This window comes from Rathayibacter sp. AC451 (genome assembly GCF_979253095.1).
Window position 1 is genome coordinate 2,786,629 of record NZ_CEEDBD010000001.1, and the last position, 26,071, is coordinate 2,812,699.

Consider the following 26,071-nt stretch of genomic DNA (forward strand, 5'->3'; position numbering starts at 1 on the left):
GCGGCCGCACGATTGCTCGAGCGGGGTTCCTCAGGCCGAGGACTCGCGCGGAACGAGCCGCACCGGCATCCGCCGGACGCCCGGAGTGGCTCCGCCGCGGATCGCGTGCGACAGCTCCTCCGCCGCGGCGCGGCCCAGGGTCTCGAGCTGCATGTCGATGCTCGAGAGCGGGGGGCGGGCCGCCTCGACGAGCAGGTCCCAGTTGTCGAAGCCGACCACTGCGACGTCCCGCGGGACGCGGCGGCCGCTCTCGCGGAGGTGGTCGAGGGCGCCGCGGGCGATCTGGTCGCTCGCGCAGATGAGGGCGTCGAGATCGGGGTGGGAGTTCACGAGCTCCTCCGCGCACTGGCGGCCCCAGCGCTCGGACCACTGGCCGTAGAGGACGTCGCCGCCGACCAGCGGCAGGCCCGCCTCCGTCAACGCCTCCTGGACGCCGGCGGCGCGGTCGCGGGCGGCGGCGTAGCTGGGCTCGCCGTTGATGAGGGCGATGCGGCGGCGGCCCCTCTCGACGAGGTGGCGGGCGGCGAGGACACCGGCCTGCGCGTTGTCGGGGGTGAAGGACGAGTCGGCGGGATCCTCGGAGGGGGCGTACGCGTAGACGACGGGCACGGGGATCGTGCTCGTGATCGAGGGGCGCGAGTTGGTCGTGCGACCGAGGACCACGATGCCGTCCACGCGCTTGGCGAGCAGGTTCTTGATGTGGTGCTGCTCGCGGACGGCGTCGCCGCGGGCGTCGCAGAGGAGCACCGAGGTGGAGCCGGCACCGAAGGCGTCCTCGGCGCCGAGGAGGACCGGGAGCACGAAGCGGTTGTCGAGGTCGCTGGTGAGCATGCCGATCGTGCCGGTGCGCGTCGAGTTCAACGCCTTCGCGAAGGGGTTCGGCGTGAAGGAGAGCGAGGTGGCGGCGTCGAGGACTCGCTGACGGGTCTCGGCGCGGACCTGATCGCGGTTGTTGAGCGCCTTCGACGCGGTGGCGACCGAGACTCCGGCGACCCGTGCCACGTCGGTCAGGGTGATGGTGCCAGTGGGCTTGCGCGGGGTCACGGCGTCCTCCGATCGGCGGCGCTGGTCGGCGCTCCGCACGATCCTCGCATGGAAACCGAAAAGACCGAAACGATCACGTCTCTTGACGCAGCCCCCGTCGATGCCTAGGTTCAACGGCAGAAAGTAGTTTCGGTGCCGCGGTGAAGCGGACCGGCGACCCGTCAACGACGAAGGGATCATCTCGTGAGGACGAGGAAGTACGCACGGGGCCTCAGCGCCGCCGTCGCTCTGGGAGCGGCCGCGGCCGTGCTGACCGGCTGCGCGGGGGGCTCGGGAGGCGACTCCACCTCGGCCGCCGGGGGCACCTACACGTTCTGGGACCCGTACCCCCAGTTCGACGAGAGCAGCGACTGGGCCACCCTGATCGACGCCTGCGGCACGGAGGCGGGCGTGAGCATCGAGCGCACCGGGTACGACACCACGGACCTCACGAACAAGGCGCTGCTCGCCGGGCAGCAGGGGAACTCGCCCGACATCCTGCTCGTCGACAACCCTGTCGTGTCCACGCTGGCCGAGTCGGGCATCCTGACGACCACCGCCGAGAACGGACTCGAGACCGGTGACATCGACGCGAACATCCTGGCCGCGGGCGAGGTCGACGGCGACACCTACGGCGTCCCGATCGGAGCCAACACGCTCGCGCTGTACTACAACACGGCGGTGCTCGCGGCGGCCGGAGTGGACATCGCCTCGGTCACCGACTGGGCGAGCCTGACCGAGGCGCTCGCGAAGGTCACCGCCTCGGGCGGCAAGGGCATCACGTTCTCGGGCATCGGCACCGAGGAGGGGAGCTTCCAGTTCCTCCCGTGGTTCTGGGGATCGGGCGCAGAGCTCACCGAGCTCGACTCGCCGGAGGCCGTCGAGGCCGTCTCGCTCTGGACCGACTGGGTGCAGAAGGGCTACGCGCCCGACTCCGTCATCGGCAACACGCAGACGACGAGCTGGCAGGAGTTCGAGACCGGCGAGTACGCGTTCGGCGAGAACGGGACCTGGCAGCTGGCCAATGCGAAGGCGTCCGGCATCGACTACGGGATCCTGACCATCCCCGCGATCGACGGCGGCTCGGCTCCGGCACCGACCGGAGGCGAGTTCCTGACGATCCCGGTGCAGGACGACGACGCGCGCTACGAGACCACCGCGGCGATCGCCGAGTGCCTGACGTCGACCGACAACCTCGTCACCACCGACACGACGCTCTCGTACATCGCGCCGACCGCGGACGCCCAGGCGGCGCAGGTGGCGGCGAACGCCGACCTCGAGCCGTGGGTCGAGGCGGTGCAGGCCGCGAAGGGCCGCACCTCCGACAACCTCGGCACGCAGTACCCGCGCATCTCGGAGCAGCTCTGGACGGCCGTGCAGAACGCGCTGAGCGGCGCGCAGTCGCCCGAGGACGCACTGAAGGCCGCGCAGGCCGCGGCCGAGTCGGCCACGAAGTAGGCGGACGGCCGGGCCGGTGCCGTGCGCACCGGCCCGGCCCCCCTGACCCCCGCCCCACCCCGGAAGAGGGAATCATGACCACCACCACCGAGACCGCCCGGCTGCTGCAGCGCGGCGGCGAGCGGAGGGACTCCGCCCCCGCGGACGTCGCCCCCCGCCGGCGCCGAGCGCGCCCGGACGGGAGCCAGCTGATCGCGTGGGCCTTCCTCGCTCCGCTCGTCGCCTACCTGCTCGTCTTCTACGCCCTCCCGCTCTACCGCAACCTCGAGCTGAGCCTGAAGGACTACACGGTCCGCTCGTTCGTGCAGGGCGATGCGGCGTTCATCGGCGTCGACAACTACCTGCGGGTGTTCCAGGACGCGACCTTCGGGCCCGCGCTGCTGCACACGGCCGTCTTCACCGTCGTCTCGATCGCCTTCCAGTTCTCGATCGGCCTCGCGCTGGCGGTCTTCTTCTACCGGACGTTCCCGCTCTCGGCGACGCTGCGGGCGCTGTTCCTGGTGCCGTGGCTGCTGCCGCTGATCGTGTCGGCGTCGACCTGGTCGTGGATGCTGAACAGCGAGTCGGGCATCGTCAACGCGTTCCTGGAGTCGTTCGGCATCGGGCAGATCAACTGGCTGACGTCGCCGTCGACCTCGCTGATCGCGGTCCTGATCGCCAACATCTGGATCGGGATCCCGTTCAACCTCGTGATCCTCTACTCCGGTCTGCAGAACATCTCGCAGGACCTCTACGAGGCGGCCTCGCTCGACGGTGCGAACGGGTTCCAGACCTTCTGGCGCATCACGCTGCCGCTGCTGCGGCCGGTCTCGGCGATCACGATCCTGCTCGGCCTCGTCTACACGCTGAAGGTGTTCGACATCATCTGGATCATGACGAAGGGCGGCCCGGCCGACTCGTCCACCACGCTCGCGACCTGGACCTACCAGCTCGGCTTCGGCTCGATGCTGCCCGACTTCGGACCCGCGGCGGCGGTCGGCAACCTGCTGATCCTCCTGGCTCTCGTCTTCGGCGTCGTCTACATCCGGGTGCAGCGGAAGCAGGCGCAGTCGTGACCGCGCGCAGGCCCTGGTGGCTGACCGCGATCGGCCTGGTGCTCACGGGGATCATGCTGTTCCCCGTCTACTGGATGGTGAACGTCTCGCTCACTCCGACCGGCTCGATGCGCAAGGATCCGCCGGACTGGTTCCCGCTCTCGCCCACGTTCACCGGCTACGAGGCGGTGCTGCGCGAGCAGCTGCCGTTCCTCGGCACCAGCCTGATCGTGGGACTCGGGACGGTCGTGCTCACCGTCGCGATCGCCGCTCCGGCCGCGTACTCGCTGGCGAAGCTGCGGCCCCGCGGAGGGAACGGGCTCTCGTTCGTGCTCCTGATCGCGCAGATGATCCCGGCGATCATCATGGCGATGGGGTTCTACGCGATCTACCTCAACCTGGGGCTGCTGAACTCGGTGGCCGGGCTGATCGTGGCCGACTCCACGATCGCCGTGCCGTTCGGAGTGCTGATCTTCACCGCCTTCATGTCCGGGATCCCGGACGAGCTGACGCAGGCTGCACGGATGGACGGCGCGAACGCCTGGCGCACCTTCACGTCGGTGATCATGCCGATCAGCCGCAACTCCGTCGTCACCGTCTCGCTCTTCGCGTTCCTCTGGGCGTGGTCCGACTTCGTCTTCGCCTCGACGCTCGACAGCGGAGGGGACCTGCAGCCGATCACGCTCGGCATCTACCGCTACATCGGCAACAACAACCAGGAGTGGAACTCGATCATGGCCACCGCCGTCGTCGCCTCCCTCCCCGCCGCCGTGCTCCTCGTCGTCGCCCAGCGCTACGTCTCCGCAGGAGTCACCGCCGGCGCCGTCAAGGACTGACCGTCCCACCTAGGAGAACTCCGTGACCACGACGTCCCCCACTCCGACCCTCCCTCCCGCCACCGCCTCCGCCTCCGCCCTCGGCGGCCCGGTCGCGCCGAGCTCCGGACGGCTCCGCCCGCTCGGGCAGCACGAGATCCGCCTGACCGGAGGGTTCTGGAAGCGGTACCAGGAGCTCGGTGCGGGGGCCGTGATCGGGCACTGCCTCTCGTGGATCGAGCGGGTCGGCTGGGCCGGCAACTTCGACCGGGCGGCCGACGGCACGATCTCGGACGCCTCGGGCGATCACCACGCGGGGATCGAGTTCGTCGACTCGGAGGTCTACAAGCTGCTCGAGGCGATGGCGTGGGAGCTCGGCCGCTCGGACGACGCGGAGCTCGCGGCCTCGTACGAGGCGCTCGTCGCCCGGGTCGCCGCGGCACAGGAGGAGGACGGCTACCTGCACACGAGCTTCGGCCGCCCGGGGCAGCCGGCCCGCTACTCGAACCTGGAGTGGGGGCACGAGCTGTACTCGTTCGGGCACCTGATCCAGGCGGCCGTGGCCCGGCTGCGCACGGGGCACGACGACCTGCTGCCCGCGGTGGCACGGCGGCTGACGGAGCACGTCTGGCGGGAGTTCGGTCCGGAGGGGCGCGTCGCGGTCTGCGGGCACCCCGAGATCGAGCCGGCGCTCGCCGAGCTCGCCCGGGCGACGGGGGAGGGCCGCTGGCTCGAGCTCGCCAGGCTCTTCGTGGAGCGCCGCGGAACGGGGACGCTCGGACCCGTGCAGTTCGGCGCGGAGTACTTCCAGGACGACGTCCCCGTCCGCGAGGCGGACGTGCTGCGGGGCCATGCGGTCCGCGCGCTCTACCTCGCCTCCGGAGCGCTCGACGTGGCGGTCGAGACCGACGACGCCGAGCTCGAGGAGGCGGTGCGCCGCCAGTGGTCGAGCACCGTGGCGCGGCGCACCTACATCACCGGCGGGATGGGCTCGCACCACCAGGACGAGGCGTTCGGCGCCGACTACGAGCTGCCGCCGGACCGCGCCTACGCCGAGACCTGCGCGGCCATCGCGTCCGACATGCTCAGCTGGCGCCTGCTGCTGCGCTCGGGGGAAACCGCCCACGCGGATCTGATCGAGCGCACGCTGCTCAACGCGGTGCTGCCTGCGATCAGGGCCGACGGGCGCGCCTTCTTCTACACGAACACGCTGCAGCAGCGGGCCGACGGAGTGGAGCCCGACGAGTCGGTCGAGACCGACCGGGCGCAGTCGAGCCTGCGGGCCCCGTGGTTCTGGGTGTCGTGCTGCCCGACGAACACCGCGCGGACGCTGGCGAGCGTCGAGCTGGGCTTCGCGACCGCGGACGACGAGGGCGTGCAGCTGCACCAGTACGGGTCCTACCGCGTCGAGACCGACGGCATCGCGCTGCAGGTCGAGACCGAGTACCCGGCCGACGGGGAGATCGTCGTGCGCATCGAGGAGGACGCCGAGTTCGCGCTCACCCTCCGCATCCCGCCGTGGGCGCGCGGCTCAGCGCTGCTCGACGGGGCGCCGGTGGAGGCGTCACTCGAGACGGTGACCGTGCGCCGCGCGTTCCGCGCCGGGGAGACCGTGCGCCTCTCGCTCCCGATGACCGCGCGATTCGTGACACCCCATCCGCGGATCGACGCCGTTCGCGGCCAGGTCGCTCTCGAGCGCGGACCGTTCGTGCTGGCGATCGAGTCGGCGGACCTGCCGGAGGGGCTCGACACCGAGCACCTCGCGGTCGACCGCTCGGTGGAGCCCGTCGTGACGCCGGACGGCGCCCGGGTGGCGCTCGCCGCGGTGTCGGCGGGGGAGGCGGGATGGGCCTACGGGGCCGGATCGGCACTCGTCGGCGAGCGCTTCGAGGCCGAGTTCCGGCCCTACTACACGTGGGCGAACCGCGGACCGTCGACGATGCGGATCTGGACTCCCGCGCTCTGATCGCGGAGTATCGGGGGGTGCTCGCGGAGGGGCGGATCTTCGGGTGATCCGCGCCTCCGCGGGCGTTCTGCAGAGCAGCCCGGTCTCGATGCGCCGCTGCGCAGCTGCTCGACCAGCAGCTCCGGTGATCGAGTAGCCCTCGGAGAGGGCGTATCGAGATCCCCGTGTCCCAGCGGCGGCGGGTCTCGATACGCCCCTCTGGGGCTACTCGACCAGCAAGGGGGCACTCGCCGACCGAGCCCTACTGCGAGAGCTGCAGGTCGAGGCGGTCGAGGAGGGTCTCGAGGGAGATCTCGAACTCCTCCTCACTGCGGTCCTCGCTGAGGAGAGCGCGGAGGCGCCGGACCTCGGGCGCGGTGTCGAGGGAGAGGTTGCCGTCCCGCTGCGGGATGTCGGCGTCCCCCTCGTCGAGCGGGAGGTCCGTCGGCGACGTCTCGGCGCCCTTGACGGCCGACTGCAGGAGCAGCTGACCGAGCAGGAAGCTGCTGAAGGAGCGGTACGCGCCCACGGCCTGAGCGTCGGTGAAGCCGTTCGCCGTCAGGGTCGTGAGGAAGGTGTTGACGACCTCGATGCTGCGCAGCGGCGGACGCAGCCACGGAGCGGCCGGGTGCCGGGTCGCGACCAGCGGGAACGCCCTCGGGTGGTCGGTCGCGATGCGCCGCACCGCGTGGGCCGCCGTCTGCAGGAACTCCTGCCAGTGCTGGTCGTCCGCCTCGGCGAGGCTCGTGGTCAGGTCCGTCATCAGCACGGCGATGACCCCCTCGAGGAGGTCCTCCTTGCCGTGCACGTAGCGGTAGAGCGACATCGCCTCGACGCCCAGCTCCTGAGCGAGCGATCGCATCGAGAGGGCTTCGGCCCCCGAGCGGTCGATGTGGGCCAGAGCGGTCTCGATGATCAGATCACGAGTGAGCCGTGGCGCGGAGGAGCCGGACTTGCCCGTTCGTTCGCGGTCGGCCACGGAAGACACCTCTCTGCGTGCTCACCTGGCCCGGATATCAGGTCCTGGAGGAACGCGCAAGCTCTTCCACCCTACTGATGCTTACACCGTAAGGTTCACCAGTGGCTTACACCGTAAGTCCGTTCCCAGCGGAGTGACTGCAGGGGCTCGCTCTCCGGCCGGTCCTGCTCCTCCGGAGGAATCGGAGAGTGCTCCCGTACGGACGCGTCTCCGGTCCGCTCGTCCATCCGTCACCGCTATCCGGGCCAGTGCCCGGCGAAAGAGAGTGCACCATGATCGACAGCAGCACCGTCAACGACCTGATCGGCGCCGACGTCCACGGCACCGACGACGCGAAGATCGGCACCGTCGGCCAGGTCTACGTCGACAACGAGAGCCAGCAGCCCACCTGGGTCACCATCCGCACCGGCCTCTTCGGCTCCTCGGAGTCGTTCGCCCCGCTGAGCGACGCCTCGTTCGACGGCGGAGTGGTCCGCGTCGCCTACGAGAAGTCGTTCGTCAAGGACGCCCCGCGCATCGACGACGACGGCGCGCTCACCGCCGACGACGAGGAGGCCCTGTACTCGTACTACGGAGTCGGCGGAACCCGCGCCGAGAGCCCGCTCTACGACCAGGACGCCGACGCCGGCACGACCACGGACTTCGTCACCGAGGGCCACGTCACCGAGGGCCACGGCACCGAGGGCCACGACACCTCCGGCCCGACGACCGACGACGCGATGACCCGCTCCGAGGAGCGTCTGCGCGTCGGCACCGAGAGCGTCGAGGCCGGCCGCGCCCGCCTGCGCAAGCACATCGTCACCGAGCAGGTCACCCGCACCGTCCCCGTCAGCCACGACGAGGTCACCCTCACCCGCGAGCCGATCACCGAGGCGAACGCCGGGAACGCCCTCGCGGGCCCCGACCTCAGCGAAGAGGAGCACGAGGTGGTCCTCACCGAGGAGCGCGTCGTCACCGCCAAGGAGACCGTCCCCGTCGAGCGCGTGAGCCTCGGCACCGAGACCGTCACCGAGCAGCAGCGCGTGGACGAGGAGGTCTCGCACGAGGAGATCGAGCTCGTGGACCCGACCACCACCCGCACCACCACCGACGACGGAACGGGCACCCGCTCCTAGTCGTCATCGCGCGGCCGGTCCGATCCCGATCGGGTCGGCCGCGCTCCCCTTCCCCGCACCACCCCCCGAAAGGCTCCCCCCATGAACTTCCCCGCCGCTCTGCAGAACGGACTGGCAGCGGTCATCGCGTTCGTCCCGCTCGCGCTGCTCTTCCTGCTCATCCTCATCGTCGGCCTCATCGTCGCCAAGCTCATCGAGAAGGGCCTCTCGCGCCTGCTGACCAAGGTCGGCTTCGACCGCGCGGTCGAGCGCGGCGGCATCAAGAAGGCGCTCGCCAACTCGAAGCTCGACGCCTCCGACATCGTGTCGAAGATCATCTACTACACGCTCGTGCTGTTCGTGCTCCAGTTCGCGTTCGGTGTCTTCGGACCCAACCCGGTCAGCGACCTGCTCCAGGGCATCATCGGCTTCCTGCCGAAGATCATCGTCGCGATCATCATCATCGTGATCGCCGCAGCCATCGCGGCCGGCGCGAAGGGCCTCATCCAGAACACCCTCGGCGGCCTGTCCTACGGCAAGCTCCTGGGCAACATCGTCGCCGTCTTCATCCTGTTCATCGGCGCCACCGCGGCCCTGAACCAGATCGAGGTCGCCACGACCGTCACCACGCCGATCCTCATCGCCGTGCTCGCGATCGTCGCCGGCGTCATCATCGTCGGTGCCGGTGGCGGACTCATCAAGCCGATGCAGCAGCGCTGGGAGGCGATCCTCACCAAGGCCGAGGCCGAGGCTCCCAAGATCCAGCAGGAGGCGAAGAAGGCCCCGTCCGTGACGGAGCAGGCCTCGCGTGCCGCCGAGGCCGCGAAGCAGCAGACCGGTCAGAAGACCAGCGCCCGCCGCGCGGTCTGATCCGACAGCACTCCTCCGGCCGGCCCTGCTCCTTCGAGCGGGGCCGGCCGTTCCCTTCTCCGCCGGCGCTCCCGCGGCCGGCTCGCTCCTCGCATCGGAGAGACCATGCACTCCTGTTCCCGGCTCCTCGCATGAGCACGTCACCCGAGACCCCTCCGTCCGTCGTTCTGCACGAGGAGCGACTCGTCGTCTCGACGCGGCGGTTCGCGACCGAGCGCGTCCGGCTCGAGCGCGTCGTCGTCACCGAGCAGCGGACGATCACCGTCGACGTCCGCCGCGAGGAGATCCGACTCGTGCGGGAGCCGCTGCCCGGCGACGATCCGCTGCCGGATGACGGAGCGGCCGCTCCTGTCGAGCCGGTCGTCCTGATCCTGCACGAGGAGCGGATCGGGATCACCAGGACCGTCGTGCCCGTCGAGCGCGTGACGCTCCGGGTGGCGTCGGTGAAGGGGGAGCGGGAGGCGACCGAGGAGCTGCGGCGCGAGGTCGTCGACGTCGATCGCTCGGTCGATCCGCTCCGGATCGACTGACGCCGGCTCGGTTCGGGTCGCCGAGAAGGTGATCGTGGTCGTCGTGCCCGCCGGGTGGAAGTCTCCCGCGAGGCGGATCCGCTTCCCGTGGTCGATCCAGTCCGACTCCCGTGTCTGCGCGCGGTCGAGGGTCTCGACGAACAGCTCGAACCTCCGCTCGCCCTTCTCGCGGTGCACCCACTCGAGGACCTCCTCGACGGAATGGCGCGGATGCGCGTGCCAGTGGCGGGGCCTCGATACGCCCCTTCGGGCCTACTCGCCCAGCGGAGGACATTTACTGTCGTACAGGACAGTAAACCTGCTAAAGTCGAGCTTGGAACCCCCCGAGACGAGAGAAGAGACGATCATGAGCACCATCACCCTCCCGGACGCCGTCGACGAGTTCGTCGCCGCCACCAATGCCCACGACGCCGAGGCGCTGGTCGCGGTGTTCGCGGCCGATGCCGTCGTCATCGACGACGGGACGACCTACGACACTCAGGACCGGATCCGCGAGTGGCTGACCGTGCACCAGATCGAGCCCCGCGTGGTGATCACGCCGATGTCGTTCGAGAGCGGACGACTCCTCGCCTCCGTCGACGGCGATTTCCCCGGCGGGCCGCTGCGCTTCGCCTTCGACGTCACCGAGACGGCCGGCCGCATCGCACGGCTCGAGATCCGGGCGGCCTGAGCGCCGCCCCGTCCTGATCCGCGGGACGATCTGACCGATCGGGAATTTCCTGCGGCCTCTCGCCTTCTTCTTCCTACATGCAATATATTGCATCCGATAACACCCTTTTCACACCCGAGGAGAGACCATGTCCGCCACCGCCTTCGCCCCTGAGGACGACCACCCCACTGTCGTGCTCGTCCACGGCGCTTTCGCCGAGTCGTCGAGCTGGAACGGGGTCGTCGCCCGGCTCCGCGCCGAGGGGCTGCCCGTCCTCGCGGTCGCCAATCCGCTGCGCGGGCTCGCCGCCGACGCCGAGTACCTCCGCACCGTGCTCGACGCGATCAAGGGACCGGTCGTCGTCGCGGGACACTCCTACGGCGGCTCCGTCGCGAGCGAGGCGACCGAGGGCGCCTCGAACGTGCGGGCCCTGGTCTACGTCGCGAGCTTCCTGCTCGAGCCGGGCGAGAGCACCGGCGACCTCACGGGGAGGTTCCCCGGCGGCGAGCTCGGCCCGGCTCTCACGCCCGTCCCGTTCTCGGCCGGGAGCTTCTCGGGCGACGACCTCTACATCCAGCAGGACCGGTTCCGCGAGGTCTTCGCGGCCGACGTGGACGAGGAGACCGCCGCTCTGATGGCGGCGACCCAGCGTCCGATCGCCGCTGCGGCCCTCGAGGACGCCGCCACGCGCGCCGGCTGGCGCGGCATCCCGTCCTGGACACTCGTGACCCGTCAGGACCTCGCGGTGCCGGCCGACTCGCAGCGCTTCATGGCCGCCCGCGCGGAGTCGCACGCGGTCGAGATCGACGCCTCGCACGCCGTCACCGTCTCGGAGACGGACGCCGTCGCGGACCTGATCCTCGACGCCGTGCGCGCGACCCGCTGACGATCCCCCGAGAGGCCGGCTCGCTGCACGGAGCGGGCCGGCCCCGTCCACGACTCCCCTGAAGGAGGAGCGATGATCCCTCCGGGACGCCTCGTCGCGGTGCTGCTGCCCGCTCGACACCCGTCTCGCGGTCTCGGAATGGACAGCGGCGACTATGACCGAATGACGATCAGCACTCGGTTTCACGGCATGCAATATATCGCTGGGTGTTATCGTCGCTGCATGCCCATCCCGAAGACGACCGCCGTCACCCCCCGATCCCTCCTGCGCGACGACGTCTACCAGGCGTTGCGCGACGCGATCGTCGACGGCACGTTCGAACCGGGCGAGCGCCTCCGGGATCAGGAGCTCGAGGCCTGGCTGGGCGTCAGTCGGACTCCTATCCGCGAGGCGCTGCTCCGCCTCGCCCGCGTCGGGCTGGTCAGCGCGAAGCCGGGACGGGCCACGATCGTCACGCCCGCCACCGGCAAGAGCATCACCGACGCCCAGCAGATCGCCGCCTCGATGCACGACCTCGCGACGCGCCTGGCCGGCCCGTCCGTCACTCCGGAGTCGCTCGCGGAGATGGAGTCGGCGAACACCGACTTCGCGCGGGCGCTCGAGACCGGCGACGTCGACGGCGCGCTGCGCGCGGACGACGCGTTCCACGGAGTGCTCACCGGCCTCAGCGGCAACGCGATGATCGACGACGTCCTCGAGCAGGCGACTCCGCTGATCCGGCGGGCCGAGCGCCGGCGCTTCGGCTCGCTGGCCGGACGCGACTCGGTCGAGCAGCACCGCGCGATCGTGCAGAGCCTGCGCGACGGCGACGTCGACGGCGCGGCCCGGCTGAATCGCGAGAACTGGATGACCCTCGACCGTCACCTGCACGAGGAGAACGGCGGATGACGGACGCCCCGGGAGTCCCCGGCATCCTCGCGGAGCTGCGGTTCTCCGCCCTGGTGACCGCGGCGCTCGCGTCGGCGCTGGGCGACGAGCACTCGGCCACTCCCGCCGAGGCTCTCGCGCGGGACCCCGCCCGAGCCGCCGTCCTGGCCGCCCTGCCCGACGCGGAGTCGGTGCTGGTCGAGCTGTGGGAGCAGCGCCGGGCCAGGAGCGGCAGCCTCGTCAGCGGTCTGAGCCAGGCCGCGGCCGCGGCGGGCGGCACCGTGCGGGCGTGGTCGGATCTGGGTGACGACGTGATGATCGCCCAGGGCCGCTCCTCCGCTCTGATGGCGCGTGTGCTGCTGGAGTCGGTGGCGCCCGCCTACGGAGTCGCCACGCCGACCCGGGTGCTCGACGTCGGCACCGGCATCGGAGCGATCGCGACGGCGCTCGCCGAGGGGATGCCGTCGGCGGCCGTCGTCGGGATCGACATCGCCGATCGCCCGCTCGCGATCGCCCGCGCCCTTCTGTGCGATGCCGACCCGCGCGTCGCCGACCGCATCCTCCTCCGCCGCGAGGACGTGACCGAGCTGAGCGATCACTCCGCCTACGACCTGGTCTGGATGCCGCTGCCGTTCCTGCCCGACGCGATCGTCGACCGAGCGCTCGACCGGGCGGTGGCAGCGCTGCGGCCTGGTGGTCTGCTGGTGCTCGGCACCCTCCCGCCGGTCGCCGACGAGCGGCTGCGCGCGGCGGACGCGTGGCTCGCGACGCTCACGGGCGGCGGGACGCTGACCAGGGACGAGGTCGCCGAGCGGCTGAGCACTCGCGGGCTCGAGCGCATCCAAAGCTTCGACACGGTGCCGGGAGCCCCGGTGCTGGTGGCGGCGGTCGTGCCCCGCTAGCGGGAGCGGTCGGGAGGGAGGAGCCCGCGCTCGCGCATCCGGGCCGCCGAGGCGATCGCGTCGGCGACGAAGCGCTCGGTCAGCTCGGTGTAGCGGCGGACGTCGTCGTCGGACCAGTCCTCGAGCACCTCGGCGATCATCCTGTCGCCGAGCGCGTACACGCCCCGTGCGGCCGCCTCACCGGCCTCGGTCAGGCTGATCAGGTTCGCGCGGCGATCGGAGGGATCCGTCGTCCGGACCACGAGCCCGTCTCCCTCGAGCCGGCCGACGATCTTGCTGATGTAGGAGGCGCCGGTTCCGAGGGCCTCGGCGAGGGCGGTCGGGCGCATCGGCCCCCACGCCAGGAGGTGACGGAGGGTCTGGTGCGACGGCTGATCGAGCGACTCGCCGGTCTTCGCGAGGATCTGGGCTTGGAGGGTGGGGGACTCCCAGAGCAGGATCAGCGCACTCAGATCGGCCAGCAGGGCGGAGCGGTACGGGAAGTCGGCGGGATCGGGAGTCGTGGCCCGGTCGGTCGCGCGCTCCTGGTCCACCCGGGGATCCTACCTGGAACGATGTCGTGCAGGACAGCAACGGAGGGAGCGTCATGGGCGCGATGGACGACCTGATCGGCCCGGAGGTCGTCGAGCGGCTGGCGGCCTCGATCCGGACGGCGGGCCCGGGGGAGCTGCCGGCGCTCGCCGCGGTGAGCGGATCGCTGGACGGCCTCCGGCTCCGGCAGCGCGTGGACCTCGTGCGCGACGCGCTGCTGAGCGATCTGCCCGCCGGGTTCCCGGCCGTCGAGAGCCTCGTGCTCGATCTCGTCGAGCAGCCTCTCCTCGAGGGGTGGATGATCTGGCCGGTGACCGAGCTCGTCACCGCGCGCGCTCTCGAGAGCGGCTCGGCCGAGGACTTCGACGCGGCGCTCGCGCTCCTCGCACGGCTCACCGTCGGCCTGACCGGCGAGTTCGCGATCCGCGACCTGCTGATCGCCCGGCCGGAGCGGGCGCTCGCGGTGATGCTCGCCTGGACGGACCACGAGAACGAGCACGTGCGGCGGCTCGCGACCGAGGGCTCGCGCGCCTTCCTGCCCTGGGCGAAGCGGGTGCCGTGGCTGCTCGCGCACCCGCGCGCGACCCGGGGGATCCTCGACGCTTCCTACCGGGACGAGTCCGAGTACGTGCGCCGCTCGACGGCCAACCACCTCAACGACCTCAGTCGCGTCGATCCGGAGATCGTGATCGAGACGGCTGCGGACTGGTCGGCGCATCCGGACGCGAACACGCCGCGGGTGGTGCGCCACGCACTCAGGACCCTGCTGAAGAAGGGCCGCCCGGCCGCGCTCGTCCTCGCCGGCTTCGACGGCGGGCTGCTGCGGGTCGGCCGGCCGCGTCTCTCCGTCGACGCCGTGCCCTGGGGCGGCTCGGTCGGGATCTCGGCCGAGATCGTCAACGAGGGCGGGACGGAGGCGACGGTCGTGATCGACTACTCGATCGGGTTCCAGCGGGCCGACGGCTCGGTGCGCCCCAAGACCTTCCGCCTCACGACCCGGCGCCTCGCCGCGGGCGAGAGCGCGACCGTGACCCGGACGCACTCGTTCCGCGAGATCACGACGCGGAGGCACTACCCGGGCGCCCACTCCGTCACGGTCCAGGCGAACGGGGTGGTGTCGACACCGGTCGACTTCGTGCTCGAGCGCTGACGACGCAGCGCCGCCCGGGAGGAACAGCCTCCCGGGCGGCGCTGGGTACGGTGCGGAGTGCTACGCGTCGGTGCGGGACTCGACGTCCTTCGCGGTCTCGATCGGCTCGCCCTCGACGCTCGCTCGGTCGGCCTTGCCCCGGTCGCCGCGGGTCTTGAGGAGGCTCGCGACGGTGGCGACGGCGATCGTCGCTCCGATGAAGGTGAGCGAGAACCAGATCGGGATCTCGGGCACCCACAGCAGCGGCTCGCCGCCGTTGATGAACGGCACCTCGTTGACGTGCAGGGCGTGGAACACGAGCTTCACGGCGATGAACGCGAGGATCACGGCGAGGCCCTGGCTGAGGTAGACGAGGCGCTCGAGCAGTCCGCCGATGAGGAAGAACAGCTGGCGCAGTCCCATCAGGGCGAAGGCGTTCGCGGTGAACACGATGTACGCCTCGCTGGTCAGGCCGTAGATCGCGGGGATCGAGTCGAGCGCGAAGACGAGGTCGATGAAGCCGATCGCGACGATGGTCAGCAGCATCGGGGTGACGAAGCGCTTGCCGCCCTTCTTCACCGTCAGCTTGTCGCCGTGGTACTCGTCGGTGACGGGGAGGATGCGGCGCACCAGGCGCATGAAGGCGTTGTTCGACGGGTCGCCGTGGTCGCCCTTGATCTGCTGGTAGGCGAGGACGAAGAGCAGGGCGCCGAACAGGTAGAAGACCCACGAGAAGTTCTCGATCAGCGCCGCACCGACGGCGATGAAGGCTCCGCGCATGATCAGCGCGATGACGATGCCGATCATCAGCACCTTCTGCTGGTACTTCTTCGGCACCGCGAAGCCGCTCATGATGATGAGGAAGATGAAGAGGTTGTCGAGCGACAGCGCCTTCTCGGTCAGGTAGCCGGCGAAGTACTCGCCGCCGTAGCGCCAGTCGGCGACGACGCCGATCCCGACGCCGAAGAGCAGCGCGAGGCCGATGTAGAACGCGGACCAGCGGGCGGACTCGCCGATGGTCGGTTCGTGCGGCTTGCGCACGTGGACGAAGAACTCGTAGACGAAGAACGCGATCGTCACGGCGATCGTGATGAGCCAGACGGCGGGGGTGATCTGCACGGAGGTGCTCCAAGGGGTTCGGTGGACGACACCAAGGTCTCCTCCACTCCGCCGGCGACCTGATGGCCTTCCGAGGCGGAGCCGATGGCCCGGGATGCTCAGTCGCATCCGTAATGACGGGCTCACCGCAGACGGGAGTACTCCCCTTGCTGGAGACGATTCTAGGAGAGGCGTAACGCGTCAACCTGAGAAGAACCTCAGTCCCACGGCCGATGGCGCCCGTGTTCTGGATCCACACTGCTGTACATTGGATCCAGCGGTGCGGTGCCGCGGGAGAGGCGTGCATGGTGATCCAGACCGTTCTGGGACCGGTCGACCCCGAGGGGGTCGGCAGCGTCTCGATGCACGAGCACCTGCTCACCGACGCGAGCGCTCTGCAGCGCCCGGGAGTCGAGCAGCTGGATCCGCACGAGCCCGTCACCGCCGAGCTCGCCGCGGCCCTGCGCTGGAGCCAGCTCGCGCTGGCCGACAATCTCCGCCTCGACGACGTCGATCTGCTCGTCGACGAGTTGCGCATCCCCTCCGCGCCGAGCGTCGTCGTCGATCTCAGCTCGCTCGGCTTCGGGCCCGACCGCGACCGCTTCCCCGAGCTCGCCGAGCGCAGCGGAGTCGCGATCGTCGCCGGCTACGGCGCGTACCTGCCCCGGCTGCTCCCGTCGTGGTACCTCGACCTCGACGTGGACGCGCGCACCGCGCTCTTCGAGCGGGCTCTGACCGAGGCGATCCCGGGCACCTCCTACCGCGCGGGTCTGCTCGGGCTGATGGGCACCACGGGAGCCTTCACCGCGCCCGAGGGCGAGCAGGAGCGCCTCGGGCTCACCGCCGCCGCGCGGGCCGCCGCCTCGACCGGCGCGGCGATCAGCGTGCGGCTCGCGGCCGACGCCCGCAACGGCCTGGACGTGCTGACCCACGTGATGGCCGAGGGCGTGGATCCGTCGCGCGTCGTGTTCACCACCGTCGACGAGTTCCTCGAGCTGCCGTACCTGCGCGACCTCTCGCAGGCCGGGGCCGTTCTCGAGATGTGCTTCGGCAACGAGGGCTCCCACGTCGGGCGGATCAGGAACGCGAGCGACCCCCAGCGGGTCGACGCCCTGCTCGCGCTGCTCTCGGAGGATCCCGACGGCCGCTGGGTCCTCGGCCACAGCACCTGGACCAAGGGCCAGCTCCGCCGCTTCGGCGGGCACGGCTTCGACCACCTCGCCGCGCGGGTCCTGCCGGGCCTGCGCCTGCTCGGCATCGACGACGCCGTGCTGCACCGCTTCAGCGTCGAGGAGCCCGTGCGCTTGCTCGACCGACCGTAGGAGACGACCGATGAGAGACACCCTCGCCCCCCTGGCTCCGCTCGAGCCGTTCCTCCTCGACGGCGCCTGGATCGCGCCCGAGGGCGCCGAGCTGCTCGACGTGATCGATCCCGCGACCCAGGAGCTGCTCACCCGCGTCCCCCAGGCGACGGCCGCCGACGTCGACGCCGCCGTGACCGCCGCACGGCGGGCGCACGAGGACGCGCGCTGGAGCGGGATGAGCCCGCACGACCGCAGCCGGATCCTCGGCCGCGTCGCCGACCTGATCGAGGAGCGCCTCGAGGAGCTCGCGGTGCTCGAGACGCGCGACAACGGCAAGCCGATCGAGCGCTCGCGCGCCGACACCGCGACCTCGGCGCGGGTGTTCCGCTACTACGCGGGCGCTCCGTCGCGCCTGACGGGCACCGTCGTCCCGGTCGACGGGGCGCACCACGTCTACACGACGCTCGAGCCGGTGGGAGTCGCGGCGCTGATCCTGCCCTGGAACTTCCCGATCATGACGGCCAGCTTCAAGCTCGCCCCGGCGCTCGCCGCCGGCTGCACCGTCGTCGTGAAGCCGGCGGAGCAGACTCCGGTGACCATGCTGCGGCTCGCCGCGATCTGCGAGGAGGCGGGCGTCCCCTCCGGAGTCGTGCAGGTGCTCACCGGCGACGGCCGCGTCGGAGCGGCGCTCACCGCGCACCCGGGGGTCGACAAGGTGTCGTTCACGGGCAGCACCGAGGTGGGCCGGAAGGTGATGCTCGCCGCCGGGGCCGACTTCAAGAGGCTCACGCTCGAGCTCGGGGGCAAGAGCCCCAACATCGTGTTCGAGGACGCGGATCTGGATGCGGCGGTCCTGACCGCGATGCGCGCGTCCTTCGGCCACTCCGGTCAGATGTGCACGGCGGGCAGCCGCCTGCTGGTGCAGCGCTCGATCCTCGACGACATGACGGAGCGTCTGGCTGCGGCGGTGCGCCGCGTCCCGCTGGGCGACGGTCTCGCCGGGGGAGTGACCGTCGGTCCGCTGGTCTCGGAGGAGCAGCGGCAGCAGGTGCTCGGCTACATCGCCCAGGGCGAGGCCGAGGGGGCGGTCGTCGCTGTCGGCGGCGGGGTGCCGGACCGGCCGGGCTACTACGTGGAGCCGACCCTGTTCACGGGTGTCAGCAACTCGATGACCATCGCGCGCGAGGAGATCTTCGGCCCCGTGGTCGGCATCATCCCGTTCGACGACGAGGACGAGGCCGTGGCGATCGCCAACGACCAGAGCTACGGACTGGCCGCAGGGGTGTGGACGCGCGACCTCTCGCGGGCGCACCGTCTGGGGAAGCGCCTGCGCGCGGGGACGGTGTGGGTGAACACCTACAACCTGTTCGACCCCGCGCTGTCGTTCGGCGGAGTCGGCGAGTCCGGCCTCGGCCGCGACCTGGGCGAGGAGGCGCTGCGCTCGTTCTGCGAGTCGAAGAGCGTGGTCATCGCGCTGTAGGGGGCGCCCCCGCCAGTCCATGCCAGCACTCGCGCTCGCGTCTGCGATCCGACTGTTCAGTTGGGAACTGAACACGGAGGTGCCGGATGCTGGCCGCGGTGAGACGAGAGGAGCTGGAGCTCGCGATCGGCGTTCTCGGACTCCGGAGGCGATGAACGCGACGGCTACCCTCGGAACATGAGGGTTTATTCCGTCGACGAGAGAGACTCCGTGGAGGAGATGCCAGCAAGTGGCTACCGGGTCATGCTCGTCAGATCCGGACGTCGAGTCAGCGCCTTCGACATCGACGCCGCGTCGGTGCGCGAGGCCCTCGCCTGGGCTGAGGAGAACTGCGCGAATGGCGCCTTCTCGCTCGCGGCCCGGTTCGAGCTGTTCGGAGGAGGAGTCTCCCCTCATGTGGCTGACTCCTCCTCCGGAGGAGTTGATGGCAGAGCTGGGCTAGGAGCAGACGGCCGTGGACGTCGGTCAGCGCGGCGGGTAGGTCCTCAGGGTCACGGGCGGCAGTGAGGCGAGCTCCGGTGCGACGAGGCCGATGACGTCGGAGTGGTGGTCGACGCCGTCCTGACGGAGGAAGGACCAGCACTTGAGCGATCGCGGGCGCTTCGCGAGGGGGAGCGGAGTCGCCTCGACGACGATCAGCCCGCGGTCGTGCAGGACGATGCGGGCGGTGAGCCGCTCGGCGCGGCCGTCGACGGTCCAGTGCCCGACCGCGCGCAGGCGGCCCTCGCGGCTGTCGACTCCGAGCGACATGACCGAGCTGTAGTCCTCGGAGGCGGCGCCCATGCCGATCTGGAAGTCGCCCTCTGCGCCGTCGAGCACGAAGGCGACGTCGAGTCCGGCGCGGTGCCGCACCGAGAACGTCGAGACCAGGCGCCCGCGGCCGAAGGATCCGGAGCGGCTCTGCGCGGTGCGGACGTGGCCCTCGGCTTGCTGACGCTCCACGCCGTCCTCCTCGTCGCTCGGAGCACGGCGGTCGCGGCGCTGCCCTCCGACCCTAGACCTCCTCCGGAGAGCGGAGCCTCCGCCCGGCCTCCGTCCGAGTGCTCCGGCGGCCGCGCCCCGTCCGGCGGGTACGGTGGAACGGATCCGAGCACCACCCGCCCCGACGAAGGAGCCCCCATGCCCACCACTGTGAGCGGCGTCATCGCCCGATCGAAGGGCGCTCCCGTCGAGCTCGTCGACATCGTGATCCCCGACCCCGGGCCCGGCGAGGCCGTCGTCGACATCGAGACCTGCGGTGTCTGCCACACCGACTACCACTACCGCGAGGGCGGGATCAGCGACGACTTCCCGTTCCTGCTCGGCCACGAGGCCGCGGGCCGGGTCAGCGCGATCGGCGAGGGGGTGACGCACGTCGCCGTCGGCGACTTCGTCGTGCTCAACTGGCGGGCCGTGTGCGGCGAGTGCCGCGCCTGCGTCCGTGCGGAGCCCTGGTACTGCTTCAACACGTTCAACGCCACGCAGAAGATGACCCTCGAGGACGGCACGGAGCTGAGCCCCGCGCTGGGCATCGGGGCCTTCGCCGAGAAGACGCTGGTGCACGCGAAGCAGTGCACGAAGGTCGACCCGACGGCCGACCCCGCCGCCGTGGGCCTGCTGGGCTGCGGCATCATGGCCGGCCTCGGTGCCGCGATGAACACCGGCAACGTCACGCGGGGCGACTCCGTGGCCGTGATCGGCTGCGGCGGAGTCGGCACCGCCGCGGTCGTCGGCGCGAAGCTGGCCGGAGCGAGCACGATCATCGCGATCGACCGCGACCCCAAGAAGCTGGTCGCCGCGCAGAAGCTCGGCGCGACCCACGTCGTCGACTCGAGCGGTCTCGACGAGGCGGGAGTCGTCTCCGCGGTGCAGGAGCTGACGGACACGTTCGGCGCCGACGTCGTGATCGACGCGGTCGGCCGGCCCGAGACCTGGCGCCAGGCGTTCTACGCCCGCGACCTCGCCGGCACGGTCGTCCTCGTCGGCGTCCCGACTCCCGAGATGACGCTCGAGATCCCCCTGCTCGACGTCTTCGGCCGCGGCGGATCGCTCAAATCCAGCTGGTACGGCGACTGCCTGCCCGAGCGCGACTTCCCGATGCTGACCGACCTCTACCTGCAGGGCAGGCTGCCGCTGGACGAGTTCGTGAGCGAGCGGATCGGCATCCGAGACATCGAGCAGGCCTTCGCCACGATGGCCGGCGGCGACGTGCTGCGCTCGGTGGTGGTGCTCTGATGGGCGCGCGGATCGACCACCTCGTCACCAGCGGCACGTTCAGCCTCGACGGCGGCACCTGGGACGTCGACAACAACGTCTGGATCGTCGGCGACGACTCCGAGTGCGTCGTGATCGACGCGGCGCACGACGCCGACGCGATCCTGGCGGCGGTCGGCGACCGCAGGCTCGTCGCCGTGCTGCTGACCCACGCGCACGACGACCACATCGACGCGGTCGCGGGAGTGCGGGAGGCGACGGGTGCGCCCGTGCTGCTGCACGACTCCGACCGCATGCTCTGGGACGTGGTGCACCCCGACAGCGCGCCGAGCGCGGCGCTCGTCGACGGCCAGCGGATCGCCGTGGCCGGCCTCGAGCTCGAGGTGCGGCACACGCCGGGTCACTCGCCCGGAGCGGTCTGCTTCGTCGCCGAGGAGCTCGCAACGGTCTTCACCGGAGACACGCTCTTCCAGGGCGGACCGGGCGCGACCGGCCGCTCCTTCAGCGACTTCCCCACGATCATCGACTCGATCACCGACCGGCTGCTGACGCTGCCGGCGGAGACGGTCGTGCGCACCGGGCACGGCGACTCGACGACGATCGGGGCGGAGGCGCCGCACCGCGAGGAGTGGATCGCGCGCGGGCACTGAAGGCGACGTGCCGAGGTCGGTCGGAGCCGTCAACGGTGCGCCTCACCGCCGGCATGCCCACGACCGCGTGAAGCGATCGACTACCAGCGGATGGTCGTCGGCAGCGGTCGTTGATGCTCCTCCACGAGTACTGTCACTCGCCGCTGGGCTGCGCCCGGCGGGAGCCTCGGCTCACGATCGGCGGCACCTCGAGGATCGGAACGGCTCGCTTCATGAAGCGGTCGAAATCCGGGACCGTGAACGCCGCATAACCGTGCTGAGGGGTGAACAGAAGCCCCATCTCGATCAGTTCGGCTCGTGTCGGGCCGAGTTGCTGGGACGACCTCTCGAGGAGGACGGCGACGTCCCCCGCCTTCTGAGGTTCGGGACCGAGTTCGGCCATCGCACGCATGTACGCGGTCTGAAGCGGCGTCGCTCGATCGAGTCGAACGCGGAAGAAGGAGCTGTCGAGCTTGGCCTCGTAAGCTTCCCTGGCGAGTTCGACGTCCTCCTTGAAGATCCGGTTGTTCCTCGCCACGGTCCAGACCTGATACCCCAACTCCTGGATGAAGTAGGGGTATCCGCTCGTGATCTCGACGGCGAGTTCGACGGCCTCGTCCTCGTACACTGCTCCTTCCGCCGCGGCCGGCTCCCGGAGTGCTGCTGCGGCGTCGTCGCGATCGAGGGAATCGATGCGAGGGAACTTGAAGAGCCGCTCCGCATACGACTTCGCGTCTCCGACGAGCTCGGCGATCTGCGGCAGTCCGGCGCCGACGAAGGTGACGGGCAGGTTCCGCTGAACCGTCTTGTGGATGGCCTGGATCAGCGCTTCGAGTTGAGGCGAGTCGAGGAACTGGACCTCGTCGATGCGGCGTCCATGACGACGACTTTAGGAGTGTTAGAGCGTTTTATCCAGATCTCCTAAAACGCTCTAACCTCCGAAAACGCTGCCGTCGGGCCGCGGGCGCGGCCGTCAGATCCAGCCGTGCTCGCGGGCCTCGATCACCGCGCGCTGGCGGGTGTCGACCTGCAGCTTGCGGAGGATCGACGAGACGTGGTTGCGGACGGTGCCGTTCGAGAGGTGCAGCGCGGCTCCGATCTGCCCGATCGTCTCGCCGCGGGAGCCGGCGCTCAGCACGTCGAGCTCGCGGTCGGTGAGCGGGCTGCGGGTGGTGGCGAGGGCGTCGGCGGCGATCTCGGGATCGACGTAGCGGCGTCCGCTCGCGACCAGGCGGATCACCTGCGCGACGTCCTCGACGCGACGCGACTTGGGCAGGAAGCCCGCGACTCCGACGGCCAGCGCGCGGCGCAGCACTCCGGGACGCGCGTGGCGGGTGACGACGACCACGCGGGTCGCCGACGAGCGGCGCAGGCGCTCCGCGGCCTCGATGCCGTCCATGCCCGGCATCTCGACGTCGAAGAGGCAGACGTCGGGCTCGAGGCGCAGCGCCTCGGCCACCGCCTCCTCGCCGTCGCGGCACTCGCCGACGATCTCGAGGTCGTCCTCGAGGCGGAGCAGCGCCGCGAGCGCGGTGCGGATCATGTCCTCGTCGTCGGCGAGGAGCACGCGGATCACTCCGCTCCTCCGATCGGCAGGCGCGCCTCGACCGCGAACGCGCGGCGGGTGGGGCGGGTGCGCAGGGTGCCGCCGGCCCGCTCGATCCGCTCGGTCATGCCGGCGATGCCGGAGCCGTGCTCATCGGGATCCTCGGGCTCGGGCGGCAGGTCGTTCTCGGCGAGGAAGCGCCACTCGCCGCCCTCGCGGGCCAGGCGCAGCCGGGCCGACTCGCCTCCGCCGTGCTTGAGGATGTTGGTCGTGCTCTCGCGGACGACCGGGCCGAGCGCATCGGCGGGCGCGAGGTCCGCACCGGCGCCGATGTCGAGCTGCACGCGCAGCCCGGCCGAGCGGAGGAGGTCGGCGGCGTTCTCGAGCTCGTCCGAGAGCGAGACGCTGCGGAAGCGGGTGGCGAGCTCGCGGGTGCCCGTGCGGGCCCCGTCGACGCTGCGCTGAGCGGCGCGCAGCTGCTCCAGTGCGGCGTCCGGATCGTCGCGGAGGAGACGCTCGGCGAGCTCGAGCTGCAGGGCGATGACCTGGAGGTGGTGCCCCTGCAGGTCGTGGACGTCACCCGCGAGGATCAGCCGCTCCTGGGCGGCCGCGAGGCGCCCCTCCGCCGCCCGCGCGCGATCGAGCTCGCGCACGATGTCCCACCACCAGAGCATGCTGACGACCGACGCCGGCAGGGCGATCGCGAAGAACAGCAGCAGCGGGCGGATGTCGGAGGGGGAGTCCGCGAGCAGACCGGTGCCGAGGTGGTCGTGCTCGAGCACTGCGGCGACCACGAGGACGAGGGTGGCGAGGCCGGTCAGCCGCCCGCGGACGCCGCGCGGCCAGGGCAGCACGCCCACCAGGACGAACGCGAGCGAGAGGGCGAAGGTGACGCTGCCGGTGGCGATCCCGCCGGCCGCCGAGCCTGCGAGACCGGCGGCGAACACTCCGGTCGCCTGCGCGCGGAGCCGGAACGGCGCCTCCTTCGGCACCCCTCGGTAGCGCAGGGCGGTGACGAGGAACGCGGCGGACCACAGCACGGTGCCGCCGAGGTAGAGGACGACGCGCCAGAGCTCGGTCGCGCCGACGACCACCGGCAGCCCCCACACGAACAGGACGACGAGCACGAAGGACGCCGCCGAGAGGACGGTGTACCACCAGGTGGCCGAGACGCCACGGCCGGAGGGCGGGACATCGATCGTCTCGGGCGCAGTGCTCATGCCGCCCACAGTACGACCATGACGGATGTCACCCCTCGGGGGTGCGTTCCTCCCCTGCGGAGGTGACCCGGCGGCACTGCCCGGGCGCTCGCTCCCGCGGTCGGATGGAGTCATCCCGAGAGACGGGAGGGCCGCCGACGCGGTCAGCAGAGCGGAGACGACATGTCGAACATCGCAGCAGACGCCATCCTCGGATTCCAGGACCTCCTCGCGCGGGTCCCCGACCTCGTGCAGCCGCTGGTGGTGGCGCTCGCCGGGGCCGTGCCCTTCATCGAGGGCGAGGGGGCCGCGACCATCGGGATCATCGGCGGCATCAACCCGGTGATCGCCGCGGTCTCGGGCGCGATCGGCAACTTCCTCTGCGTGGCCCTGCTGGTGCTGCTGGGCGCGGGCGTCCGCTCGGCCGTGACGAAGGGGCGGACGCCCCGGGCGTCGGCTCGCCGTGAGAAGTTCCAGCGGGCGTTCACCCGCTACGGGGTGCCCGGGGTGAGCCTGCTCGGGCCGCTGCTGCTGCCCACGCACTTCACCGCGGTGATGCTCGCGGGCGCCGGAGTGGCCAAGGGGCGGGTGCTGCTGTGGCAGGGCGTCGCGATCGTGCTGTGGACGACGGCGTTGACGGTGGTGGTGAGCCTCGCGGTGGGCGGGGCGGGGCTGGCCTGAGGCGTACGCAACCGAGGTCGGGAGGCGCCGGCGGCACCGTTCGCAGCCGATCGGCGGATCTCGCCCTCGGTTGCGTGCGCGATCGCGTGCCGGACCCGCACAACGGAGGCTGAGAGGCCGGAATCGCGGGTTCGTCGCGGTGTCCGGCCGCTCAGCCTTGCTTCTGCAGGTGGCTACGCCGCGACGCGGGCGTGCGCGTCGGCCAGCAGCTCGACCGAGCGCAGTCGCGCGGGGGTCGCGAGCGACGCGTGGGCGACGATGACCTCGTCGGCGTCGGCCGAGCGCGCGAATCCGGCCACGTAGTCCGCGACCTCCTCGCCGGTGCCGACCCCGGTGTAGTGGGTCATGCTCGCGACGTGGGCGCCGACCGGGGCGCTCAGCAGGCTGTCGAGCTCGTCGTCCGAGAACTGCTGCTCGAGCGGGATCTGGCCGCTCTGGCGCAGCAGCATCAGTGAGGCGGGCGCGCTTCATCTCGGCGAACTGGCGCTCGGCGTCGGCGGTCGTGTCGGCCGCGATGGCGTTCACTCCGGCGATGACGTAGGGCGCGTCGAGCTGCTCGGAGGGGCGGAAGCCGCGGCGGTACTCGGCGACGGCCTGGTGCAGCGCGTCGGGCGCGAAGTGCGAGGCGAAGGCGTAGGGCAGGCCGAGGGCCGCGGCCAGCTGCGCGCCGAAGAGCGACGAGCCGAGGATGTAGAGCGGCACGCGGGTGCCGGCGCCGGGCGTCGCGCTGACGCCGGGGATCCGGGACTCGCCGGCGAGGAACGCCTGCAGCTCGACGACGTCCTGCGGGAAGCGCTCGGACGACTCGGGATCGCGGCGCAGCGCGCGGAAGGTCGCCTGGTCGCTGCCGGGGGCGCGACCGAGTCCGAGGTCGATGCGGCCGTGGTGCAGGGTCTCGAGCGTTCCGTACTGCTCGGCGATGGTGAGGGGGGAGTGGTTGGGCAGCATGACGCCGCCGGAGCCGAGGCGGATGGTCGAGGTCTGCGAGGCCACGTGCGCGATGAGCACCGAGGTGGCGCTCGACGCGATCGAGGCCATGTTGTGGTGCTCGGCGTACCAGACCCGGCGGTACCCGCTGCGCTCGGCCTGCTGCGCCAGCGCCACCGAGGCGGCGAAGCTGTCGCGCGCGGTCTCTCCGGGGGCGATGGGGGCGAGGTCGAGGATCGAGAGGGGAACGGTCATGTCAGAGGGCAACGCGCGAGGGGCGGCGGGTGTTCCCGACCGGTGCG

Annotated in this window: 26 protein-coding genes and 1 pseudogene; 17 read left to right on the top strand and 10 right to left on the bottom strand. The window is 71.1% G+C overall.

Annotated elements, in window-relative coordinates; genetic code table 11:
- Positions 1 to 30 precede the first annotated feature (30 nt).
- Positions 31 to 1,044 carry a LacI family DNA-binding transcriptional regulator gene (locus tag AC0CID_RS13325; protein WP_465227165.1) on the bottom strand — a complete coding sequence of 338 codons (1,014 nt, stop codon included), beginning with the start codon at positions 1,042 to 1,044 and terminating at the stop codon, positions 31 to 33.
- Between the two features lie 183 nt (positions 1,045 to 1,227).
- On the opposite strand from AC0CID_RS13325, the gene AC0CID_RS13330 reads away from it, so the two are divergent.
- The 4 genes from AC0CID_RS13330 (at position 1,228) to AC0CID_RS13345 (ending at position 6,296) form a co-directional block, all read left to right on the top strand.
- Entirely contained in the window at positions 1,228 to 2,481 is a 1,254-nt protein-coding gene (locus AC0CID_RS13330) for a sugar ABC transporter substrate-binding protein (protein ID WP_465227166.1), read from the top strand.
- Positions 2,482 to 2,555: 74 nt separating this feature from the next.
- Positions 2,556 to 3,536 carry a carbohydrate ABC transporter permease gene (locus AC0CID_RS13335; RefSeq protein WP_465227167.1) on the top strand — a complete coding sequence of 327 codons (981 nt, stop codon included), beginning with the start codon at positions 2,556 to 2,558 and terminating at the stop codon, positions 3,534 to 3,536.
- Complete coding sequence (locus tag AC0CID_RS13340; RefSeq protein WP_307786258.1) at positions 3,533 to 4,351, top strand: carbohydrate ABC transporter permease; 819 nt, start codon at positions 3,533 to 3,535, stop codon at positions 4,349 to 4,351. Before AC0CID_RS13335 ends, AC0CID_RS13340 begins: the two co-directional genes overlap by 4 nt.
- A gap of 22 nt (positions 4,352 to 4,373) precedes the next feature.
- A complete protein-coding gene (locus tag AC0CID_RS13345) occupies positions 4,374 to 6,296 on the top strand; it encodes a glycoside hydrolase family 127 protein (protein ID WP_465227168.1) in 1,923 nt (640 codons plus the stop codon).
- A 241-nt stretch (positions 6,297 to 6,537) separates the two neighbouring features.
- Here AC0CID_RS13345 and AC0CID_RS13350 read toward each other — a convergent pair whose 3' ends face one another.
- On the bottom strand, positions 6,538 to 7,254 hold the full coding sequence (locus tag AC0CID_RS13350) for a TetR/AcrR family transcriptional regulator C-terminal domain-containing protein (protein WP_465227169.1): 717 nt from the start codon (positions 7,252 to 7,254) through the stop codon (positions 6,538 to 6,540).
- 272 nt (positions 7,255 to 7,526) lie between these two features.
- Between AC0CID_RS13350 and AC0CID_RS13355 the strand changes: the two genes are divergently transcribed.
- The 7 genes from AC0CID_RS13355 (at position 7,527) to AC0CID_RS13385 (ending at position 13,052) form a co-directional block, all read left to right on the top strand.
- Positions 7,527 to 8,369 carry a DUF2382 domain-containing protein gene (locus tag AC0CID_RS13355; RefSeq protein WP_465227170.1) on the top strand — a complete coding sequence of 281 codons (843 nt, stop codon included), beginning with the start codon at positions 7,527 to 7,529 and terminating at the stop codon, positions 8,367 to 8,369.
- 81 nt (positions 8,370 to 8,450) lie between these two features.
- Positions 8,451 to 9,218, top strand: coding sequence for a mechanosensitive ion channel family protein (locus AC0CID_RS13360; protein ID WP_465227171.1), 768 nt, complete (start codon positions 8,451 to 8,453; stop codon positions 9,216 to 9,218).
- A gap of 131 nt (positions 9,219 to 9,349) precedes the next feature.
- Positions 9,350 to 9,748 carry a YsnF/AvaK domain-containing protein gene (locus tag AC0CID_RS13365; RefSeq protein ID WP_465227172.1) on the top strand — a complete coding sequence of 133 codons (399 nt, stop codon included), beginning with the start codon at positions 9,350 to 9,352 and terminating at the stop codon, positions 9,746 to 9,748.
- Between the two features lie 346 nt (positions 9,749 to 10,094).
- Positions 10,095 to 10,418 carry a nuclear transport factor 2 family protein gene (locus AC0CID_RS13370; protein WP_207403818.1) on the top strand — a complete coding sequence of 108 codons (324 nt, stop codon included), beginning with the start codon at positions 10,095 to 10,097 and terminating at the stop codon, positions 10,416 to 10,418.
- 127 nt (positions 10,419 to 10,545) lie between these two features.
- The gene (locus AC0CID_RS13375; RefSeq protein ID WP_465227173.1) at positions 10,546 to 11,283 is read left to right on the top strand and encodes an alpha/beta fold hydrolase; all 738 of its coding nucleotides are present in this window, start codon (positions 10,546 to 10,548) and stop codon (positions 11,281 to 11,283) included.
- A gap of 222 nt (positions 11,284 to 11,505) precedes the next feature.
- Positions 11,506 to 12,171 carry a GntR family transcriptional regulator gene (locus AC0CID_RS13380; RefSeq protein ID WP_465227174.1) on the top strand — a complete coding sequence of 222 codons (666 nt, stop codon included), beginning with the start codon at positions 11,506 to 11,508 and terminating at the stop codon, positions 12,169 to 12,171.
- The gene (locus AC0CID_RS13385) at positions 12,168 to 13,052 is read left to right on the top strand and encodes a class I SAM-dependent methyltransferase (RefSeq protein WP_465227175.1); all 885 of its coding nucleotides are present in this window, start codon (positions 12,168 to 12,170) and stop codon (positions 13,050 to 13,052) included. Before AC0CID_RS13380 ends, AC0CID_RS13385 begins: the two co-directional genes overlap by 4 nt.
- Here the strand turns inward: AC0CID_RS13385 and AC0CID_RS13390 are convergent.
- A complete protein-coding gene (locus AC0CID_RS13390; protein ID WP_465227176.1) occupies positions 13,049 to 13,585 on the bottom strand; it encodes a MarR family winged helix-turn-helix transcriptional regulator in 537 nt (178 codons plus the stop codon). The genes AC0CID_RS13385 and AC0CID_RS13390 overlap by 4 nt on opposite strands.
- Positions 13,586 to 13,611: 26 nt before the next feature.
- On the opposite strand from AC0CID_RS13390, the gene AC0CID_RS13395 reads away from it, so the two are divergent.
- Positions 13,612 to 14,733, top strand: a complete 1,122-nt coding sequence (locus tag AC0CID_RS13395) for a DNA alkylation repair protein (RefSeq protein ID WP_465227177.1) — start codon at positions 13,612 to 13,614, stop codon at positions 14,731 to 14,733.
- Positions 14,734 to 14,793: 60 nt separating this feature from the next.
- Here AC0CID_RS13395 and AC0CID_RS13400 read toward each other — a convergent pair whose 3' ends face one another.
- Positions 14,794 to 15,831, bottom strand: coding sequence for a TerC family protein (locus AC0CID_RS13400; RefSeq protein WP_207403810.1), 1,038 nt, complete (start codon positions 15,829 to 15,831; stop codon positions 14,794 to 14,796).
- 287 nt (positions 15,832 to 16,118) lie between these two features.
- Between AC0CID_RS13400 and AC0CID_RS13405 the strand changes: the two genes are divergently transcribed.
- Entirely contained in the window at positions 16,119 to 17,132 is a 1,014-nt protein-coding gene (locus AC0CID_RS13405; protein ID WP_465227178.1) for a phosphotriesterase family protein, read from the top strand.
- Between the two features lie 10 nt (positions 17,133 to 17,142).
- Entirely contained in the window at positions 17,143 to 18,594 is a 1,452-nt protein-coding gene (locus AC0CID_RS13410) for an aldehyde dehydrogenase family protein (protein WP_465227179.1), read from the top strand.
- A gap of 465 nt (positions 18,595 to 19,059) precedes the next feature.
- On the opposite strand, the gene AC0CID_RS13415 is transcribed toward AC0CID_RS13410, so the two are convergent.
- A complete protein-coding gene (locus AC0CID_RS13415; protein WP_465227180.1) occupies positions 19,060 to 19,536 on the bottom strand; it encodes a hypothetical protein in 477 nt (158 codons plus the stop codon).
- Between the two features lie 177 nt (positions 19,537 to 19,713).
- Between AC0CID_RS13415 and AC0CID_RS13420 the strand changes: the two genes are divergently transcribed.
- Positions 19,714 to 20,808, top strand: coding sequence for an S-(hydroxymethyl)mycothiol dehydrogenase (locus tag AC0CID_RS13420; protein ID WP_465227181.1), 1,095 nt, complete (start codon positions 19,714 to 19,716; stop codon positions 20,806 to 20,808).
- Positions 20,808 to 21,437 carry an MBL fold metallo-hydrolase gene (locus tag AC0CID_RS13425; protein WP_465227182.1) on the top strand — a complete coding sequence of 210 codons (630 nt, stop codon included), beginning with the start codon at positions 20,808 to 20,810 and terminating at the stop codon, positions 21,435 to 21,437. The genes AC0CID_RS13420 and AC0CID_RS13425 overlap by 1 nt, the downstream gene beginning before the upstream one ends.
- Before the next feature lie 133 nt (positions 21,438 to 21,570).
- Here the strand turns inward: AC0CID_RS13425 and AC0CID_RS13430 are convergent, their stop codons facing one another.
- From AC0CID_RS13430 to AC0CID_RS13440, 3 genes are all read right to left on the bottom strand, one after another.
- Positions 21,571 to 22,044: a hypothetical protein gene (locus tag AC0CID_RS13430; RefSeq protein WP_465227183.1), complete on the bottom strand. Its 474-nt coding sequence runs from the start codon at positions 22,042 to 22,044 to the stop codon at positions 21,571 to 21,573.
- Between the two features lie 345 nt (positions 22,045 to 22,389).
- On the bottom strand, positions 22,390 to 22,992 hold the full coding sequence (locus AC0CID_RS13435; RefSeq protein ID WP_207403764.1) for a response regulator transcription factor: 603 nt from the start codon (positions 22,990 to 22,992) through the stop codon (positions 22,390 to 22,392).
- The gene (locus tag AC0CID_RS13440; protein WP_465228104.1) at positions 22,989 to 24,182 is read right to left on the bottom strand and encodes a sensor histidine kinase; all 1,194 of its coding nucleotides are present in this window, start codon (positions 24,180 to 24,182) and stop codon (positions 22,989 to 22,991) included. Before AC0CID_RS13440 ends, AC0CID_RS13435 begins: the two co-directional genes overlap by 4 nt.
- 162 nt (positions 24,183 to 24,344) lie before the next feature.
- Here AC0CID_RS13440 and AC0CID_RS13445 point away from each other — a divergent pair, with 162 nt between their 5' ends.
- Positions 24,345 to 24,842, top strand: coding sequence for a small multidrug efflux protein (locus AC0CID_RS13445; RefSeq protein ID WP_207403760.1), 498 nt, complete (start codon positions 24,345 to 24,347; stop codon positions 24,840 to 24,842).
- A 173-nt stretch (positions 24,843 to 25,015) separates the two neighbouring features.
- On the opposite strand, the gene AC0CID_RS13450 is transcribed toward AC0CID_RS13445, so the two are convergent.
- A complete protein-coding gene (locus tag AC0CID_RS13450; protein WP_465228151.1) occupies positions 25,016 to 25,291 on the bottom strand; it encodes a hypothetical protein in 276 nt (91 codons plus the stop codon).
- Positions 25,257 to 26,024, bottom strand: a pseudogene (locus AC0CID_RS13455) (LLM class flavin-dependent oxidoreductase); the annotation flags it as partial. The pseudogene AC0CID_RS13455 and the gene AC0CID_RS13450, both read right to left, overlap by 35 nt.
- Positions 26,025 to 26,071 lie beyond the last annotated feature (47 nt).